Annotated in this window: 10 protein-coding genes; 5 read left to right on the top strand and 5 right to left on the bottom strand. The window is 58.5% G+C overall.

Features of this window, described 5'->3' with window-relative positions:
- Positions 1-9 precede the first annotated feature (9 nt).
- Together ABLV17_RS10400 and mgtA are read right to left on the bottom strand one after the other, a co-directional pair.
- On the bottom strand, positions 10-2,403 hold the full coding sequence (locus ABLV17_RS10400) for a family 20 glycosylhydrolase (protein WP_308958156.1): 2,394 nt from the start codon (positions 2,401-2,403) through the stop codon (positions 10-12).
- 158 nt (positions 2,404-2,561) lie between these two features.
- Entirely contained in the window at positions 2,562-5,270 is a 2,709-nt protein-coding gene (gene mgtA, locus ABLV17_RS10395) for a magnesium-translocating P-type ATPase (RefSeq protein WP_047080044.1), read from the bottom strand.
- A gap of 381 nt (positions 5,271-5,651) precedes the next feature.
- Here mgtA and treR point away from each other — a divergent pair, with 381 nt between their 5' ends.
- The 3 genes from treR to treC all read left to right on the top strand — a co-directional run bounded on the left by treR (position 5,652) and on the right by treC (position 9,855).
- Positions 5,652-6,599: a trehalose operon repressor TreR gene (treR, locus tag ABLV17_RS10390; protein ID WP_087858337.1), complete on the top strand. Its 948-nt coding sequence runs from the start codon at positions 5,652-5,654 to the stop codon at positions 6,597-6,599.
- A 130-nt stretch (positions 6,600-6,729) separates the two neighbouring features.
- A complete protein-coding gene (gene treB / locus ABLV17_RS10385) occupies positions 6,730-8,148 on the top strand; it encodes a PTS trehalose transporter subunit IIBC (RefSeq protein WP_348854233.1) in 1,419 nt (472 codons plus the stop codon).
- 51 nt (positions 8,149-8,199) lie between these two features.
- Complete coding sequence (gene treC / locus ABLV17_RS10380; protein WP_113374827.1) at positions 8,200-9,855, top strand: alpha,alpha-phosphotrehalase; 1,656 nt, start codon at positions 8,200-8,202, stop codon at positions 9,853-9,855.
- A gap of 56 nt (positions 9,856-9,911) precedes the next feature.
- On the opposite strand, the gene celB is transcribed toward treC, so the two are convergent.
- From celB to ABLV17_RS10365, 3 genes are all read right to left on the bottom strand, one after another.
- Positions 9,912-11,264, bottom strand: a complete 1,353-nt coding sequence (celB, locus tag ABLV17_RS10375) for a PTS cellobiose transporter subunit IIC (protein WP_015704207.1) — start codon at positions 11,262-11,264, stop codon at positions 9,912-9,914.
- 25 nt (positions 11,265-11,289) lie between these two features.
- Complete coding sequence (locus ABLV17_RS10370) at positions 11,290-12,597, bottom strand: 6-phospho-beta-glucosidase (protein ID WP_308957784.1); 1,308 nt, start codon at positions 12,595-12,597, stop codon at positions 11,290-11,292.
- Positions 12,598-12,687: 90 nt separating this feature from the next.
- Positions 12,688-12,996, bottom strand: coding sequence for a PTS sugar transporter subunit IIB (locus tag ABLV17_RS10365; protein WP_020079792.1), 309 nt, complete (start codon positions 12,994-12,996; stop codon positions 12,688-12,690).
- Between the two features lie 261 nt (positions 12,997-13,257).
- On the opposite strand from ABLV17_RS10365, the gene ABLV17_RS10360 reads away from it, so the two are divergent.
- Both ABLV17_RS10360 and nrdD read left to right on the top strand, forming a co-directional pair.
- Positions 13,258-14,001 (top strand): MurR/RpiR family transcriptional regulator, encoded by a 744-nt coding sequence (locus ABLV17_RS10360; RefSeq protein ID WP_087858332.1) that lies wholly within the window; start codon positions 13,258-13,260, stop codon positions 13,999-14,001.
- Between the two features lie 356 nt (positions 14,002-14,357).
- The gene (gene nrdD / locus ABLV17_RS10355; RefSeq protein ID WP_087858331.1) at positions 14,358-16,496 is read left to right on the top strand and encodes an anaerobic ribonucleoside-triphosphate reductase; all 2,139 of its coding nucleotides are present in this window, start codon (positions 14,358-14,360) and stop codon (positions 16,494-16,496) included.
- Positions 16,497-16,547: the final 51 nt, after the last annotated feature.

The following is a 16,547-nucleotide window of genomic DNA, read 5'->3' as shown; positions in this document are numbered from 1 at the left end:
GGAAATGCCCTATTTTATCTTCGTTGCCCGCAGCAGTTTCTCCAGCGGATAGACCGCCGCAATCACCAGCTCATCCTGGGTTTTCGCCGCCGTATCCAGCTGCGCCTGGATTGAGGCGTACTCTTTATCGTCCAGCGTTCCCTGCCGCGCCACCAGATCGGTCAAGCGCAGCCCGAGGCTCGCCAGCTTATCAACCTGCTGCACCACCGGTTTAATCGCCGCCAGCTGATAGTTATTGTCAGTCAGCGCCAGCGCATCGCCGCTGTTGTTCTGCCAGCGGGTAAAAACGTGGCGCAGCGCATCGGCGCTCTCTGTATCTTCAGCATCGCTAATCAGCCGCTCCGCCCACTGGTTCAGGCTGCGTACGGTATCGCTCTCCGCCGGCAGCGCATCGGCCAGTCGGTTCAGCGGTTCAAATTGATGGTAATTGTTCGCCTGGAACTTGAGATGCTGACGGGTGTAGTAATGCGCCGGCTCCAACGCCTCGGCGAGGATCTGCAACGCCAGCGTATGGCTGCTGTTCGCCAGGCGGGTGAACTGCTCCAGCTGCTGAGCGTGCTGCTGCAGGCCGACGGAGACCGTTGACCAACTGTCCATCGCCTGCAGGCGCTGATACATATTGTCGCTGTCTTTGACGTCTTCGGCCGACCACAGCCGCTCCGCCACCGCAAAAGCCCGCGGCCACAGCTTGATATCGATGACCGGCGCGGCGACGTTTTCCGCCCACAGCGCCGCCTCGCCGCCGAGCAGATTCTTCTGTTGCTGCGCGTCGGGCAGCGTCGGCTGAATGCCCTGCGGTACGGCATCCAGCCGCTTGCCGTCAATGGGATAACGGGTGTTGCCAAGCAGGAAGTAGCCTGCGAGCTTGTCGTCGTTAATGGTTAGCACCGGGCGGGTCTCGCCCATCCAGGTATCAACGCGGAACGTGACCTGATTGTCGCCGAGCCATTCAATCTCCTGCACGGCACGCCGTGATTTCCCTTTAAAATCAATGAATCCACGCCAGCCGCTATCGCCTTTTACCAGCGTAAAGCTGCCCTCAACCGCGCTGCCCTTCAGCCGCGGCATCGAAAACTGCCAGCTCTGGGCGCTGTCGTTATCGGTAATCGTATCCACGCCGTTGAGCCCCTGCGGGATAATTTCATTACGATAGTGATAGGCGGTGTACTGCGGCTGGTCGAGATAAAAACCGGTGGAGAGAATGCCGCGATAGCCGTGTTTAGCGACGTCGCCTAATGCGTCCTGCCCCTGCCACGACTGGATCAAAATGCTCTTCGGTAAATCAGGGTGGTAGATTTCATCCCAGCCGACCATCTGCCGGTGATGTTTTTCGAGTAACGTCTCCAGGCGCCGGTTGAAGTACGCCTGTAGCGCGTGGCTGTCCGCCAGCCCCTTCTCTTTGAGGAATTTCTGAATGGCCGGATTGGCGCGCCACTGGCTGTCATCGACTTCATCACCGCCGATATGCAGATACGGATCGGGGAAGATAGCCGCCAGTTCGCTGACCATCGCCTCGGCAAACGCGTAGGTGGCCTCTTTTGTTGGGTCGAGTACCGGTTTCAGCACGCCCCAGTGGCGCTCCATCGCGTAAGGCCCCGGCGCGCTCATCAGCTCCGGATAAGCCACGGCGATCGCCGAGGCGTGGCCCGGCATATCGATTTCCGGCACCACGCGAATACCGCGATCGGCGGCATAGCGCACAATGTCTTTCATCTGCGCCTGGGTATAAAACAGGCCGTCGCTGGCCTGCTGCTGCAGCTTCGGATAGCGGCTGGAGGCGAAACGCCAGCCCTGATCGTCGGTCAGATGCCAGTGCAGTACGTTAAGCTTCGCCGCCGCCATACCATCAATCTGCCGTTTGATCGCCGACAGCGGCATAAAATGGCGGGCGGAATCCAGCAGCAGTCCACGCCACGGGAAGCGCGGCGCATCGTTAATGGCGACATAAGGAATGGTGGTGCCGTCAGGGCCGTTTTGTACCAGCTGTAGCAGCGTTTCCATGCCGCGCAGCGCGCCAAAACGCGTATTGGCTTTCAGGGTCGCGCCGTCTGCGTTAACGGTTAGCTGATAGCTTTCGTCGCTATCCGGCTGAGGCAGGAAAGGCACTTTTTTACTGACGATCACGTTAATGGTTGGGCTTTTCGCCGGCGCCGTCTGCGGCTGAAGCGTCCAGCCGGTTTGCCGCGCAAGACGTTCGCGCCAGCGGTTTGCCGCCTCGCCCAGATCGTCGCCGCTGACGTTGATCGTCAGCTGGTTATTCAACGCCAGCGCCCCCTGCGCCTGCGGGCGCTCCACATGGGCGGGCCACGGCATCAGCGGCAGATCGCCCGCCGGGGCGGCAAGCGTCATACTGCTCAGTAATATTCCGCCGGTCAGCAGACTGTAACGCACGGTGTTAATCATCAATGTTCCTTTTTATGACGGGCCAAAAAAAGCAAAACATTGGGTTAACATGCGCACAAAATTGCGTCAATACATGGCGATGACGGGCGTCACAACTTAATGAGATTTAAGAGAAATACCGGTATGCCCCTCTGCCGAACGGCAAAGGGGCGAAACCACTACTGCCAGCCGTAGCGGCGGCTGTAGAAACCTTTAACGGTCTGGGTCAATACCATGTAACCCGCCAGAATCGCCACCAGCCACGGGAAATAGCTGAGCGGCAGCGCCTGCAGCTGCAGGTAGCCCGCCAGCGGCGAGAACGGCAGCGCGATACCCACCGCCATCACCAGCAGCGTCATCGCGAACAGCGGCCACGCGGCGCGGCTCTGGACGAACGGAATGCGGCGGGTACGAATCATATGCACAATCAGCGTCTGCGACAGCAGCCCTTCAATAAACCAGCCGGACTGGAACAGGGTCTGCATCTCGACGCTGTTGGCGTGGAACACCCACCACATCAGGCCAAAGGTGAGGATATCGAAAATCGAGCTGATCGGCCCGAAGAAGACCATAAAACGCCCGAGATCGGCCGGGTTCCAGCGCTGCGGTTTACGGATCTGCTCATCATCGACGTTATCAAACGGAATCGCCACCTGAGAGACATCGTACAGCAGGTTCTGAATCAACAGGTGCAGCGGCAGCATCGGCAGGAACGGCAGGAAGGCGCTGGCCACCAGCACGCTGAAGACATTGCCGAAGTTGGAGCTGGCGGTCATTTTGATGTACTTGAGCATGTTGGCGAAGGTGCGGCGGCCTTCGATAACCCCCTCTTCCAGTACCATCAGGCTTTTTTCCAGCAAAATGATATCCGCCGCCTCGCGGGCGATATCCACCGCCCCGTCAACGGAAATGCCAATATCCGCCGCGCGTAGCGCCGGGGCGTCGTTAATACCGTCACCCATAAAGCCCACCACGTGACCTTCGCGTTTCAGCAGCGTCACGATGCGCTCTTTATGCAGCGGCGCCAGGCGCGCGAACAGCGTGGTGCGTTTCGCCAGCGCCGCCAGTTCGTCGTCGCTCATGGCTTCAATCTGGCTGCCAATCACCACTTCGCCCGCATCCAGCCCCACTTCATGACACACTTTCGCCGCCACCAGTTCGCTGTCGCCGGTGAGGATTTTCACCGTAATGCCGCTGGCCTTTAACGCTTTCAACGCCGGGGCGGTGGTCTCTTTCGGCGGATCGAGGAAGGCGATGTAGCCTTCGAGGATCAGGTCGGATTCATCCGCACGCTGATAGTCGCCTTCCCGCGCCGGCAGGTATTTAGTCGCTACCGCCACCACCCGCAGCCCCTGACGGTTCAGGGTATCGGTCACCCGGCGGATACGGCGCAGCATGGTGTCGTCCAACGGTACGATTTCACCGTTGTAGCGCACCTGAGTCGAGACGTTGAGGATCTCCTGCAATGCCCCTTTACAGATCAGCTGATGCGCCTCGTCCTGCTCTTTCACCACCACCGACATGCGGCGGCGTTCGAAATCAAACGGAATCTCATCCACCTTCTGCCAGCGCTCCGCGAGACCGCGAGCGGCATCCAGCTCCACGCCTTCCAGCACCGCGGTGTCGAGCAGGTTTTTAAGCCCCGTCTGGTAATGGCTATTGAGCCAGGCGGTGTGCAGGACTCTCTCGCTGGATTTACCGGAAACATCGGTATGGTTCTCCAGCACGATTTTGTCCTGGGTCAGGGTGCCGGTTTTATCGGTGCAGAGGATATCCATCGCGCCAAAGTTTTGAATGGCGTCGAGGTGTTTGACGATAACCTTTTGTTTTGACAGCTTCACCGCCCCGCGCGCCAGCGTCGAGGTGACGATCATCGGCAACATCTCCGGCGTCAGGCCGACCGCCACCGACAGCGCGAACAGCGCCGCTTCCCACCAGTCGCCTTTGGTGTAGCCGTTGATCAGCAGCACCACCGGCGCCATCACCAGCATAAAGCGGATGAGCAGCATGCTGACCCGGCTGATGCCTTTTTGAAAGGCGTTCGGCTCGCTTTCCTGCTCGCTGACGCGCCCGGCAAGCTGGCCGAACCAGGTGTTGCCGCCGGTGGCGTAGACGATGGCCTGCGCCGAGCCGCTCACCACGTTGGTCCCCATAAAGCACAGGGTGTCGCATTCCAGTGGATTGGTTTGTAGCGGATCGCGGGTGCGCGCGACTTTCTCAACCGGCAGCGATTCGCCGGTCAGCGAGGCCTGAGCGACAAACAGGTCGCGCGCCACAATGATGCGCAGGTCCGCCGGGATCATATCTCCCGCCGATAACCTGACGATATCGCCCGGCACCAGTTGGTCGATGGGCAGTTCGAGCCAGCGGCTCTCGCCCTGCTCGTTGATAACCCGCAGCACCGTGGCGGTATTGCTGACCATCGCCTTCAGCGCATCCGCCGCTTTGGTCGAGCGCGCTTCCTGGATGAAGTTAAGCAGCGTCGAGATGCCGACCATCAGCGCGATAACGCCCGCGGCGAATAGATCTTCAGTTGAATAGGAGACGATGCCGAGCACCGTCAACAGCAGGTTGAACGGGTTGCGATAGCAGGTCCACAGATGAACCCACCACGGCGACGGCTTCTGCGCCGGGATTTGGTTATCGCCGTGCAGGGCGATTTTCGCCGCCACTTCGGCGTCGTTCAGCCCTTCAGGGTGGCTATCGAACGCGCGCCAGATCTCCTGCTCATCCATAGCCGCGACGTCCAGACAGCGCTTGCCGAGTGAATCCGGGATCGGCGCGCTGGCCAGGTTACGGGCATCGGGCAGCGGATCGCGCTGGATCAAACGATGTGGTAAATGACGGCTAAGCTGCGCGAACAGCTGCCGGGTAAAATTTTTCAGCATAAACAGTCCCTCCGCGCTCGCGCGAGCGAACGCAGCGTTGCCAACAGGCGTGGCAAAGCCTTACCTGTCAGGCATTATTTTTATAGGGCAGGGACATCGAGGACGTCACTGCTTTACGCTTTCCGGTAAAGCAGTGCTAAACAGGCTTACCGGAAAGAAAGGTTGCTCCATCGAGGATGAGGAGTGGGATCGGGGTCCATAAAATTCTCCGGTAAGTAACTCAAGACGGCGCGGAGTATACCGCGACCAGGAAACTATTTGTGGCTATTATGGCTATCATACCGTCCGGCAACTAAACCGGACATCAACCAGTCTTTGCTCATTGAGGATTCGTTGAGTAGCATTAGACTCACTCAAATCGGACGACGGCGAGAACCTCGTATGCAAAACCGGCTAACAATCAAAGATATCGCGCGTTTAAGCGGCGTCGGAAAATCGACGGTGTCGCGCGTGCTGAATAACGAAAGCGGCGTCAGCGAGCGCACCCGCGAACGGGTGGAAGCGGTGATGCAGCAGCACGGTTTCTCCCCTTCCCGCTCCGCCCGCGCCATGCGCGGTCAGAGCGATAAGGTGGTGGCGATTATCGTCACCCGTCTGGATTCGCTGTCGGAAAATTTAGCGGTGCAGACCATGCTGCCCGCCTTTTATCAGCAGGGCTACGATCCTATCATGATGGAGAGCCAGTTTTCTCCGGCGCTGGTGGAAGAACATCTGGGCATGCTCGCCCGGCGCAATATCGACGGCGTGGTGCTGTTCGGCTTTACCGGTATTAGCGAGGAGATGCTCGCGCCGTGGCGCGAAACGCTGGTGCTGCTGGCGCGCGATGCCCCCGGCTTCGCTTCGGTGTGCTATGACGATCATGGCGCGATCAAGTTACTGATGCAGCGTCTCTATGAACGCGGACACCGGCATATAAGCTTCCTCGGCGTGCCGCACAGCGACGTCACCACCGGGGAACGCCGTCATCAGGCGTATCTCGATTTCTGCGCGCAAAAGAAGCTCACGCCAACCGCTGCTTTGCCGGGGCTGGCGATGAAGCAGGGTTATGAAAGCGTCGCCAGCGTACTGACGCCCGAGACCCGCGCGCTGGTCTGCGCCACCGATACTCTCGCTCTCGGCGCCAGTAAATATCTGCAGGAACAACGTATTGAAACTTTACAGCTCGCCAGCGTCGGCAGCACGCCGCTGATGAAGTTTCTGCATCCGGAGATCCTCACCGTCGATCCCGGCTACGCCGAAGCCGGGCGCCAGGCGGCGCAGCAGCTGATCGACCAGATCGCCGGCCACGCCGAACCCCGCCAAATCGTCATTCCCGCTGCCCTGAATTAATCTCGTTCGGGCGATTTATGTGATCTTCGCCGAGTTTCGGGAACGTTCCCATTTTGCATTGCCAACGGAACGGTTAGGATGCATGCAAGTTAAAAACGGCATCTCTCCCCTCTGTTTTTGAGGCTTCATCATGAGCAAAGTAAACCAGCAGGACATCGATAAACTGATCGAACTGGTGGGCGGGCGCGGCAACATTGCCACCGTCAGCCACTGTATTACCCGTTTGCGCTTTGTGCTAAACGATCCGGCCATCGCTAAACCGAAAGACATTGAGCAGTTGCGCATGGTGAAGGGATGCTTCACTAACGCCGGGCAGTTCCAGGTGGTCATCGGCACCGAAGTCGGCGATTACTATAAGGCGCTGCTGGCCACCACCGGCCAGGCGTCCGCCGACAAAGAGCAGGCCAAACAGGCCGCGCGGCAAAACATGAAGTGGCACGAACGGTTGATCTCGCACTTTGCCGAGATCTTTTTCCCGCTCCTGCCGGCGCTTATCAGCGGCGGTCTGATCCTCGGTTTCCGTAACGTCATCGGCGATCTACCCATGAGCAACGGCCAGACGCTGGCGCAAATGCACCCGTCGTTGAAAACGATTTATGACTTCTTGTGGCTGATTGGCGAGGCTATCTTCTTCTATCTGCCGGTGGGGATCTGCTGGTCAGCGGTGAAGAAAATGGGCGGCACGCCGATCCTCGGGATCGTGCTTGGCGTCACGCTGGTCTCTCCGCAGTTGATGAACGCTTACCTGCTCGGCCAGCAGGTACCGGAAGTGTGGAACTTCGGCCTGTTTACCATTGCGAAAGTCGGCTATCAGGCGCAGGTGATCCCGGCTCTGCTGGCGGGGCTGGCGCTGGGCTTTATCGAAACGCGCCTCAAGCGCATCGTGCCTGACTACCTCTATCTGGTGGTGGTGCCGGTGTGCTCGCTGATTCTGGCGGTGTTCCTTGCCCATGCGGTTATCGGCCCGTTTGGCCGTCTAATCGGCGACGGCGTGGCCTTCGCGGTGCGCTATTTGTTAACCGGCAGCTTCGCGCCGATCGGCGCCGCGCTGTTCGGCTTCCTGTATGCGCCGCTGGTAATAACCGGCGTACATCAGACCACTCTTGCTATCGATATGCAGATGGTACAGAGCATCGGCGGTACGCCGGTATGGCCACTAATTGCGCTATCTAATATTGCTCAGGCATCGGCGGTGGTCGGCATTATTATTGCCAGCCGTAAACAAAATGAACGCGAAATTTCGGTACCCGCGGCGATCTCCGCCTATCTCGGGGTCACCGAACCGGCGATGTACGGTATCAATCTGAAGTACCGCTTCCCGATGCTGTGCGCGATGGTCGGATCCGGCCTTGCAGGCCTGCTGTGCGGCCTGAACGGCGTGCTGGCTAATGGCATCGGTGTCGGCGGCCTGCCTGGCATCCTGTCGATTCAGCCAAGCTACTGGCAGGTCTATGCCATGGCGATGGCCATCGCGGTGATAGTGCCGATTATCCTCACCACCGTAGTTTATCAACGCAAGTACCGTCAGGGCACCTTGCAGATTATCTAACGTCTTCTTTCGGGGCGCCGCTTGCGCCCCCTTTATTCGCAGGAACGTAATATGAATATTCTTCCCCGCTGGTGGCAAAACGGCGTTATTTATCAAATCTATCCGAAGAGTTTTCAGGACACCACCGGCAGCGGTACCGGCGATTTACGCGGCGTCGCCGCCCGTCTCGACTACCTACAAAAGCTCGGGGTCGACGCTATCTGGCTGACGCCGTTCTATGTTTCGCCACAGGTGGACAACGGGTATGACGTGGCGAACTATACCGCTATCGATCCCTCTTACGGCACGCTGGAGGATTTCGACCAACTGGTCGCCGGAGCGAAGGCGCGCGGTATCCGTATCGTTCTGGATATGGTACTGAACCATACTTCGACAGAGCATGAATGGTTCCGCCAGTCGTTAAATAAGGCGAGCCCGTACCGCCAGTTCTATATCTGGCGCGACGGCGAGCCGGGAACGCCGCCGAATAACTGGCGCTCAAAATTCGGCGGTAACGCCTGGCAATGGCATGCGGAAAGCGAACAGTACTATCTACACCTCTACGCCACCGAACAGGCGGATCTCAACTGGGAAAATCCGGCGGTACGCGCCGAGCTGAAAAAAGTCTGCGAATTCTGGGCCGATCGCGGCGTTGATGGCCTCCGTCTGGACGTCATTAACGTAATATCCAAAGATCAGAACTTCCCGTCTGATACCATTGGCGATGGACGGCGCTTTTACACCGATGGACCGCGGGCGCATGAGTTCTTGCAGGAAATGAGCCGCGATGTTTTCACTCCGCGTAACCTGATGACCGTCGGCGAAATGTCTTCCACTTCGCTTGAACACTGCCAGCAGTACGCCGCGCTGGACGGACGCGAACTGTCGATGACGTTTAATTTTCATCACTTAAAAGTCGATTATCCCGGCGGTGAAAAATGGACCCTCGCCCGTCCGGACTACGTCGCGCTGAAAGCGCTATTCCGCCACTGGCAGCAAGGGATGCATAACCGGGCATGGAATGCACTGTTCTGGTGTAACCACGATCAGCCGCGCATCGTGTCGCGCTTCGGCGACGAGGGCGAGTACCGGGTGCCGGCGGCGAAGATGCTGGCGATGGTACTGCACGGCATGCAGGGCACGCCCTATATCTATCAGGGCGAAGAGATTGGCATGACCAACCCGCATTTCAGCAATATCAGCGATTATCGCGATGTGGAAAGCCATAACATGTTTATCGAGCGCGCGGCGCAGGGGCAAAGCCCCGATGAACTGCTGGCGATTCTGGCCAGCAAATCGCGCGACAATAGCCGCACGCCGATGCCGTGGCACGACGGCGATAACGGCGGTTTCAGCGATGGAAAACCCTGGATCGCGTTGGGTGATAACTATCGCGAGATTAACGTCGAGGCGGCGCTGGCGGATCCGGAATCGGTGTTTTACACCTATCAGCAGCTGATCGCGCTGCGAAAAACCACGCCGGTGCTGACCTGGGGGGATTATCAGGATCTGCTGCCGGACCATCCGTCGCTGTGGTGTTATCGCCGCCAGTGGCAGGGGCAGACCCTGGTGGTGGCCGCCAACCTGAGCCGTGAGTTCCAGCCGTGGCAGCCGCCGGAGATGTCCGGCGACTGGCGGGCGCTGATTGGTAACTATGCGGAAACGTCCAACCGCCCGGCGGCAATGACGCTGCGGCCGTTCGAAGCGGTATGGTGGTTGCAGGCGTAAAGCTTTTCCCCGGTGGCGCTACGCTCACCGGGGCTACCGGTTCGTGGGGCTGGAGTTTACGCGCGGTCAGCGTCAGGAAGGATAACGCTCTCCTGCGGCTGCGCCGAGGCGTGCTCCTCTTTTGCCTTCAGCCGATCCCAGGCGCGGAAGAACGGATAGTAGACCACCAGCGAAATAGTTAAATTCACGACCTGCAGTATGGTGCCGGAAATATGGCCGCCGGTCGCCAGATAGCCGCTGATGAAGATCGGCGTAGTGAACGGCAGCGCGATTCCGGCCGGCGGCGCAACCAGCCCGGTCGCCATTGCGGTATAGGACACGATAACCAGCAGCACCGGCGTTAAAATAAACGGCAGGAAGAAGTACGGGTTCATCACCAGCGGGATGCCGAACACCATCGGCTCGCTGATGTTAAACAACGCTCCCGGCGCGGCAATTTTCCCCAGCTGTTTCATCTGCTGACTACGGCTGCGCAGCAACATAAATATCACCAGCCCCAGCAGCGCGCCGGTGCCGCCGGGCGCAATCCACAGATCGTAAAATTGCTGGGTAATGATATGCGGGATCGGCTGGCCGTTCTGAAACGCCGTCAGGTTCTCTGACATATTCGACAGCCACACCGGCTGGATAAATACCAGCACAATCGCGTCGCCGTGCAGGCCCAGCGTCCACAAAATACCGATCACAATCACCGAAATAATCATCCCCGGCAGCGTACCGCCGACGTGGTGCATCGGAATACCGATCAGGGTGGCAATCATGCTGTTGATGTCGCCGAACGGCGAGGCCTCAACCGCCAGGCGCAGCGCCAGCACCACCGCCAGAACACAGAAGCCGGGGATCAGAGCGAGGAAAGATTTCGCCACTGCCGGCGGCACGCCGTCAGGCATGCGGATAACGAGGTTGCGGCTGGCGACCAAACGATAAATCTCCGTCGACAGCAGCGAAATGACAATAGCGACAAACAACCCCTGGCTGCCGACCATGCTCACCGGGATCACCCCTTTAATCACCTCCGCCGCGCCGTGTACCGGGGTAAAGAGGGTGTTCTGCGGGATAGTCATCACAAAGGCCACCAGCGACATCGCCCCGGCGCTCAGCGGGTCGATGGTGCGGTACTTCTCCGCCAGCCGATAGGCAATGCCGAAGCTGGAAATCAGCGCCATAATGTCGTAGGTCGCTTTCACCGGGTACAGCATTTTATCGCGCCAGACCTCGCCAAACAGGCCGCTCATCATGTCGGCATAGCCGGGGATCGGCAGGTAGGCGAAAATCAGGAAAAACGAGCCAATCAGCATAAACGGCATATTCAGAATGATGCCATCGCGTACCGACAGGACGTGCTTTTGCCCGGCGATTTTCAGCGCCGCCGGCATGACGTAACGTTCAATCCAGCTTGTATTCGACATGGTGTGCTCCCGAGGGAAATAGCGGTCAGTTAAATTGCGTCAGCCATTGACGGTTTATCGTTAACACTTCATCCAGCAGCGCCTGGGCATCGGTGACATTACCGACCAGCGGGTTAGCCACTAGCGCCAGCAGCGCGCTCTCGCGGCAGCCGTGTACCGCGGCTTCAATCGTCAGCCGTTCAAAGGCCTTCACCTGCTGCGTCAGGCCGTTCATCGCCGGCGGCAGCGGGCCGAACGCCAGCGGCCGCGCCCCTTGCGCATCGATAATGCTGTTGGTTTCCACCACCGCATCATCATCCAGGCCGTGAATCGCGCCGTTGTTGCGGGTGTTTACCACCATCTCCGCGCCCAGGTTGTTGTGAATCGCATTGATAAGCTCAACGGCCACTTCCGAGTAGTAAGCGCCGCCGCGAAAGCTCAGTTGCTCTGGTTTTTCTTCCAGCTGCGGGTCGGCGTACAGCGCAAACAGCTCCTGCTCGACCTTCATCACCTGCTCGGCGCGGGTGCCTTTGGTTTTCGCTGCGGCGATCTCTTCCGCCAGCATCGCCGGCGTCAGCCAGAAATAGCGATGATAAGGGCACGGAATCGCCTTTAGCGCGCGGAGGAATTCCGCCGGCCACGGCAGTTCTTTAATGTTGTTCATCGACAGCGCCTTACCGTCGCAGAGCATATCGATCACTTTACCGGTGACATCCTCGCGCCCCTGTAGCACCTTATGCACCCAAACCATATGGTTGAGCCCGGCAAAGCGCAGTTTTACTTCGGACTCCTGCGCGCCCAACATGCCGACGATCATGTGCTGCATGTTGATCGGCACGTTGCACAGGCCGATGATCTTCGCCTTGCTGTAGCGGCTGACCGCCTCGGTGACGATCCCCGCCGGGTTGGTAAAGTTAAGAATGAACGCTTCCGGCGCCAGCTGTTCCACTTTGCGCGCAACTTCGAGGATCACCGGGATCGTCCGCAGCGCCTTGGCGAACCCGCCGACGCCGGTGGTCTCCTGGCCCAACAGATGATATTTGAGCCCCAGCCGTTCATCGGCGGCGCGCGCCGCCAGTTGACCGACGCGTAGCTGCGTCAGCACAAAGCTGGCGCCGCGGATCACCTCATCGAGCGTAAAGTGGACGCTGACCGCCACCTGATCCAGCCCTTTATGTTTCAACATCCGCCGGGCCAACGCGGCAATGATCTCAACTTTTTCCCTGCCGGATTCGACATCCACCAGCGCCAGCTCGGTGACCGGAAGCTGCTCATAACGAACGATAATCCCTTCAATAAGCTCCGGCGTGTAGCTGCTGCCGCCGCCGATAACGGCGATTTTCAGTGCTTGCATAGTGACCTCTATTCGCATTTTTCGGCATGCAGATCGCCGCGCGCGATCGCCAGGACCGCGCGTGAGGGTGATAAAAACGGGATTAGAAAATTAGCGTTCGAGCAGGGCCAGCGCTTTATCCAGCACCGCGGCGCCGCGCATCATGCCGTAGTCGGCCATATCGATCACCGCCACCGCTTTACCCTGCGGGGCCGCCAGCGCGGTCAGGCGGCCGGCTTCGTATTTGACCTGCGGCCCGAGGAGGATGACATCGGCGTTCGGCAGTTCGCGTTCAAATTCCGCCACCGCCACCGCGTAGATTTCCAGCGCCAGCGCGCGCTGCTGGGCTTCCGCTTTCATTTTGTTCACCAGCATGCTGGTCGACATGCCTGCGGCACAACAGAGTACGATTCGTGGCATTGCGCTTCCCCTTTGCGTGTTTATCGCTTCAGCCCTCACGGCCTATGCGACTATATTGTTAATATTGTGTGATAGTGAAGGCTATATGAAAATAATTTTCACCGATGTGATCGAGGCTCAATTTTTGCGCACTATTTCTTCGTGCCATTGCGAAATATCGACGCCAGACATAGGAAATCGCCTGCGCAGATGCTATAAAAACGGCTATTCATTAAGTGAAAAATATTTTCAATTCCGGGTACTGCCAAAGGGAACATCAGGATGGATATCGTAGGTCAGCTACAGGAAGGATTGATCCGCTTTAGCGCTCAGGAGTCGCGCGTCGCCGCCTTTATTCTGGAAAATCTTAGCTTTACCGCCAGCGCCTCCATTGATGAGCTGGCCGCCAGCGCGGGGGTCAGCCCGGCCACCATCACCCGCTTCGCCCGTTCAGTGGGCTGTGATGATATTCGCGATTTACGTAAACAGCTGGCGCAGGCCAGCGAACGGCGCGCCAGCTGGCTCACGCCGGATAGCGCCGCCCTGCCCGTCGCCTGGCGCGACAAACTTAGCAGCCTCGGCGATACGCTAACCCGCCAGCTCGGCCACACCGCCGAAGCGGCGGTGGAGAAGTGCAAATCGCGCCTGCTGAGCGCCCGCGCGGTGCATTGCTTCGCCCTCGGTGCTCAGGATGTGGCGCTGGCGGCGCTGCTGCAGCACCAGCTGCTGCCATCCGGCATCGCGATTAATCTCTGCCAGGATGCGGCGCTGATGCGAATGACCGCCAGTACCCTTAATGACGATCACCTGCTGCTGGTGCTGGCCACCGCCGAAGCCAATACCGTATTGCAGAGCGCGACGCTGCAGGCGCGTACGCAAGGGGTGACGATTATCGCTCTGACCCCGGAACAGCATGCGCTGGCCGATATGGCAAGCGCCGTGCTTCCGCTGCCAGCCAACCCGCTGCATGCCCGCTACGCCCTACTGCTGCTGGTCGATCTGCTTAACGATACATTGATTGCCTGAATATTCTGCCCGTTCCTTTAGCGTTCGGGCCCAATTTTTGCTTATATTTTAAGCGCCTAAATTTACATTTACGCCAGCGCCCATCATCCGTACTCTCACCTTTTTACCTTGTTCTGGGTCAATAAAATCGCAAACATCTTTGATGCAAATCACTACATATAGAACTTAAAATGCGCCCCGGCCCTACATATTGTATTAATCGTCTATTATGTCACCATATCTTGTCGTTGTTGGGCGGTGATGAGATGTGGATAAAAAGGGCCGGATCCGAAGGCAAACGCCGCTACTCGTAGCGTGGCGCGCTTTTGGGAGACCTTCCGCCTCTGTGGATAACCTGTTCTATATATGGAGTGATCATGACACCGCATGTGATGAAACGTGATGGCTGTAAAGTGCCGTTCAAGTCAGAGCGCATTAAAGAAGCAATTCTGCGTGCAGCTAAAGCAGCGGGAGTCGATGACGCAGACTATTGCGCCACCGTCGCAGAAGTCGTTAGCCAGCAAATGCAGGGCCGCGCGCAGGTCGATATCAACGATATCCAGACCGCCGTGGAAAACCAGTTGATGTCCGGCCCGTGGAAACAGCTGGCGCGCGCCTATATCGAATATCGCCACGATCGCGATATCGAGCGTGAAAAGCGCGGCCGTCTGAACCAGGAAATTCGTGGTCTGGTCGAGCAAACCAACTCATCGCTGCTCAACGAGAACGCCAACAAAGACAGTAAAGTGATCCCGACCCAGCGCGATCTGCTGGCCGGTATCGTAGCCAAACACTATGCCCGTCAGCATCTGCTGCCGCGCGATGTCGTACAGGCGCACGAGCGCGGCGAGATCCACTACCACGATCTCGACTATTCGCCGTTCTTCCCGATGTTCAACTGCATGCTGATCGACCTGAAAGGCATGCTGACGCACGGCTTTAAAATGGGCAATGCCGAAATTGAGCCGCCGAAGTCTATCTCTACCGCCACCGCGGTCACGGCGCAGATTATCGCCCAGGTCGCCAGCCATATTTACGGCGGCACCACCATTAACCGTATCGATGAAGTGCTGGCGCCGTTCGTCACCGAGAGCTTCAAAAAGCATCGTAAAATTGCCGAAGAGTGGCAGATCCCGGATGCCGAAGGCTATGCCCGTACGCGTACCGAGAAAGAGTGCTACGACGCGTTCCAGTCGCTGGAGTATGAGGTCAACACGCTGCATACCGCCAATGGCCAGACGCCGTTCGTCACCTTTGGTTTTGGCCTCGGCACCAGCTGGGAGTCGCGCCTGATCCAGCAGTCGATTCTGCGCAACCGCATCGCCGGCCTCGGCAAAAACCGCAAAACGGCGGTATTCCCGAAACTGGTCTTCGCTATTCGCGACGGCCTGAACCATAAATTCGGCGATGCGAACTATGACATCAAACAGCTGGCATTAGAGTGCGCCAGCAAGCGCATGTACCCGGATATTCTCAACTACGATCAGGTAGTGAAAGTCACCGGGTCGTTTAAAACGCCGATGGGCTGCCGCAGTTTCCTCGGTGTATGGGAAAACGAGAACGGCGAACAGGTACACGATGGGCGCAACAACCTCGGCGTTATCAGCCTGAACCTGCCGCGTATCGCGCTGGAAGCGAAAGGCGACGAAGCCGCCTTCTGGGCGCTGCTGGACGAGCGCCTGCTGCTGGCGCGCAAAGCGCTGATGACCCGTATCGCCCGTCTGGAAGGGGTGAAAGCCCGCGTCGCGCCAATTCTGTATATGGAAGGCGCCTGCGGCGTGCGTCTGAAAGCCGACGATGACGTCGCGGAAATTTTCAAGAATGGCCGCGCGTCCATTTCCCTGGGCTACATCGGGATTCACGAGACCATCAACGCGCTGTACAACAATCAGCATATGTACGATAGCGAAGCGCTGCGTGAAAAAGGCATCGCCATCGTTCAGCGTCTGCGCGACGCCGTTGAACAGTGGAAGGAAGAGACCGGCTACGGCTTCAGCCTGTACAGCACGCCGAGCGAAAACCTGTGCGATCGCTTCTGCCGCCTCGATACCGCCGAATTCGGCGTGGTTCCGGGCGTGACCGAGAAAGGCTACTACACCAATAGCTTCCATCTCGACGTCGAGAAGAAGGTTAACCCGTACGACAAGATCGATTTTGAAGCGCCGTATCCTCCGCTGGCCAACGGCGGCTTCATTTGCTACGGCGAATATCCGAATATCCAGCATAACCTCAAGGCGCTGGAAGACGTGTGGGATTACAGCTATCAGCACGTACCGTATTACGGCACCAATACGCCGATCGATGAATGCTACGAGTGCGGTTTTACCGGCGAGTTCGAGTGCACCAGCAAGGGCTTTACCTGCCCGAAATGCGGCAACCACGACGCCGCCCGCGTATCGGTGACCCGCCGGGTATGCGGTTATCTCGGTAGCCCGGACGCGCGTCCGTTCAATGCCGGCAAGCAGGAAGAAGTGAAGCGCCGCGTGAAGCACCTGGGCAATGGACAGATCGGTTAAAGACCAATGCGCTTTTCCCGGATAGCGGCGCGCAGCGCCTTATCCGGGCTA

It is taken from the genome of Klebsiella sp. CN_Kp091 (genome assembly GCF_040065095.1).
GTDB lineage: Bacteria > Pseudomonadota > Gammaproteobacteria > Enterobacterales > Enterobacteriaceae > Klebsiella > Klebsiella aerogenes.
Note: the sequence above shows the minus strand (reverse complement) of the source record. Positions and strands in the feature narration are given on the sequence as shown.

Bases quoted from the DNA above. Each gene is read 5' to 3' on its own strand.
- ABLV17_RS10400 (WP_308958156.1), bottom strand. From the start codon at position 2,403: ATGATTAACACCGTGCGTTACAGTCTGCTGACCGGCGGAATATTACTG.
- ABLV17_RS10370 (WP_308957784.1), bottom strand. From the start codon at position 12,597: ATGCAAGCACTGAAAATCGCCGTTATCGGCGGCGGCAGCAGCTACACG.
- mgtA (WP_047080044.1), bottom strand. From the start codon at position 5,270: ATGCTGAAAAATTTTACCCGGCAGCTGTTCGCGCAGCTTAGCCGTCAT.
- treC (WP_113374827.1), top strand. From the start codon at position 8,200: ATGAATATTCTTCCCCGCTGGTGGCAAAACGGCGTTATTTATCAAATC.
- celB (WP_015704207.1), bottom strand. From the start codon at position 11,264: ATGTCGAATACAAGCTGGATTGAACGTTACGTCATGCCGGCGGCGCTG.
- treR (WP_087858337.1), top strand. From the start codon at position 5,652: ATGCAAAACCGGCTAACAATCAAAGATATCGCGCGTTTAAGCGGCGTC.
- ABLV17_RS10360 (WP_087858332.1), top strand. From the start codon at position 13,258: ATGGATATCGTAGGTCAGCTACAGGAAGGATTGATCCGCTTTAGCGCT.
- nrdD (WP_087858331.1), top strand. From the start codon at position 14,358: ATGACACCGCATGTGATGAAACGTGATGGCTGTAAAGTGCCGTTCAAG.
- ABLV17_RS10365 (WP_020079792.1), bottom strand. From the start codon at position 12,996: ATGCCACGAATCGTACTCTGTTGTGCCGCAGGCATGTCGACCAGCATG.
- treB (WP_348854233.1), top strand. From the start codon at position 6,730: ATGAGCAAAGTAAACCAGCAGGACATCGATAAACTGATCGAACTGGTG.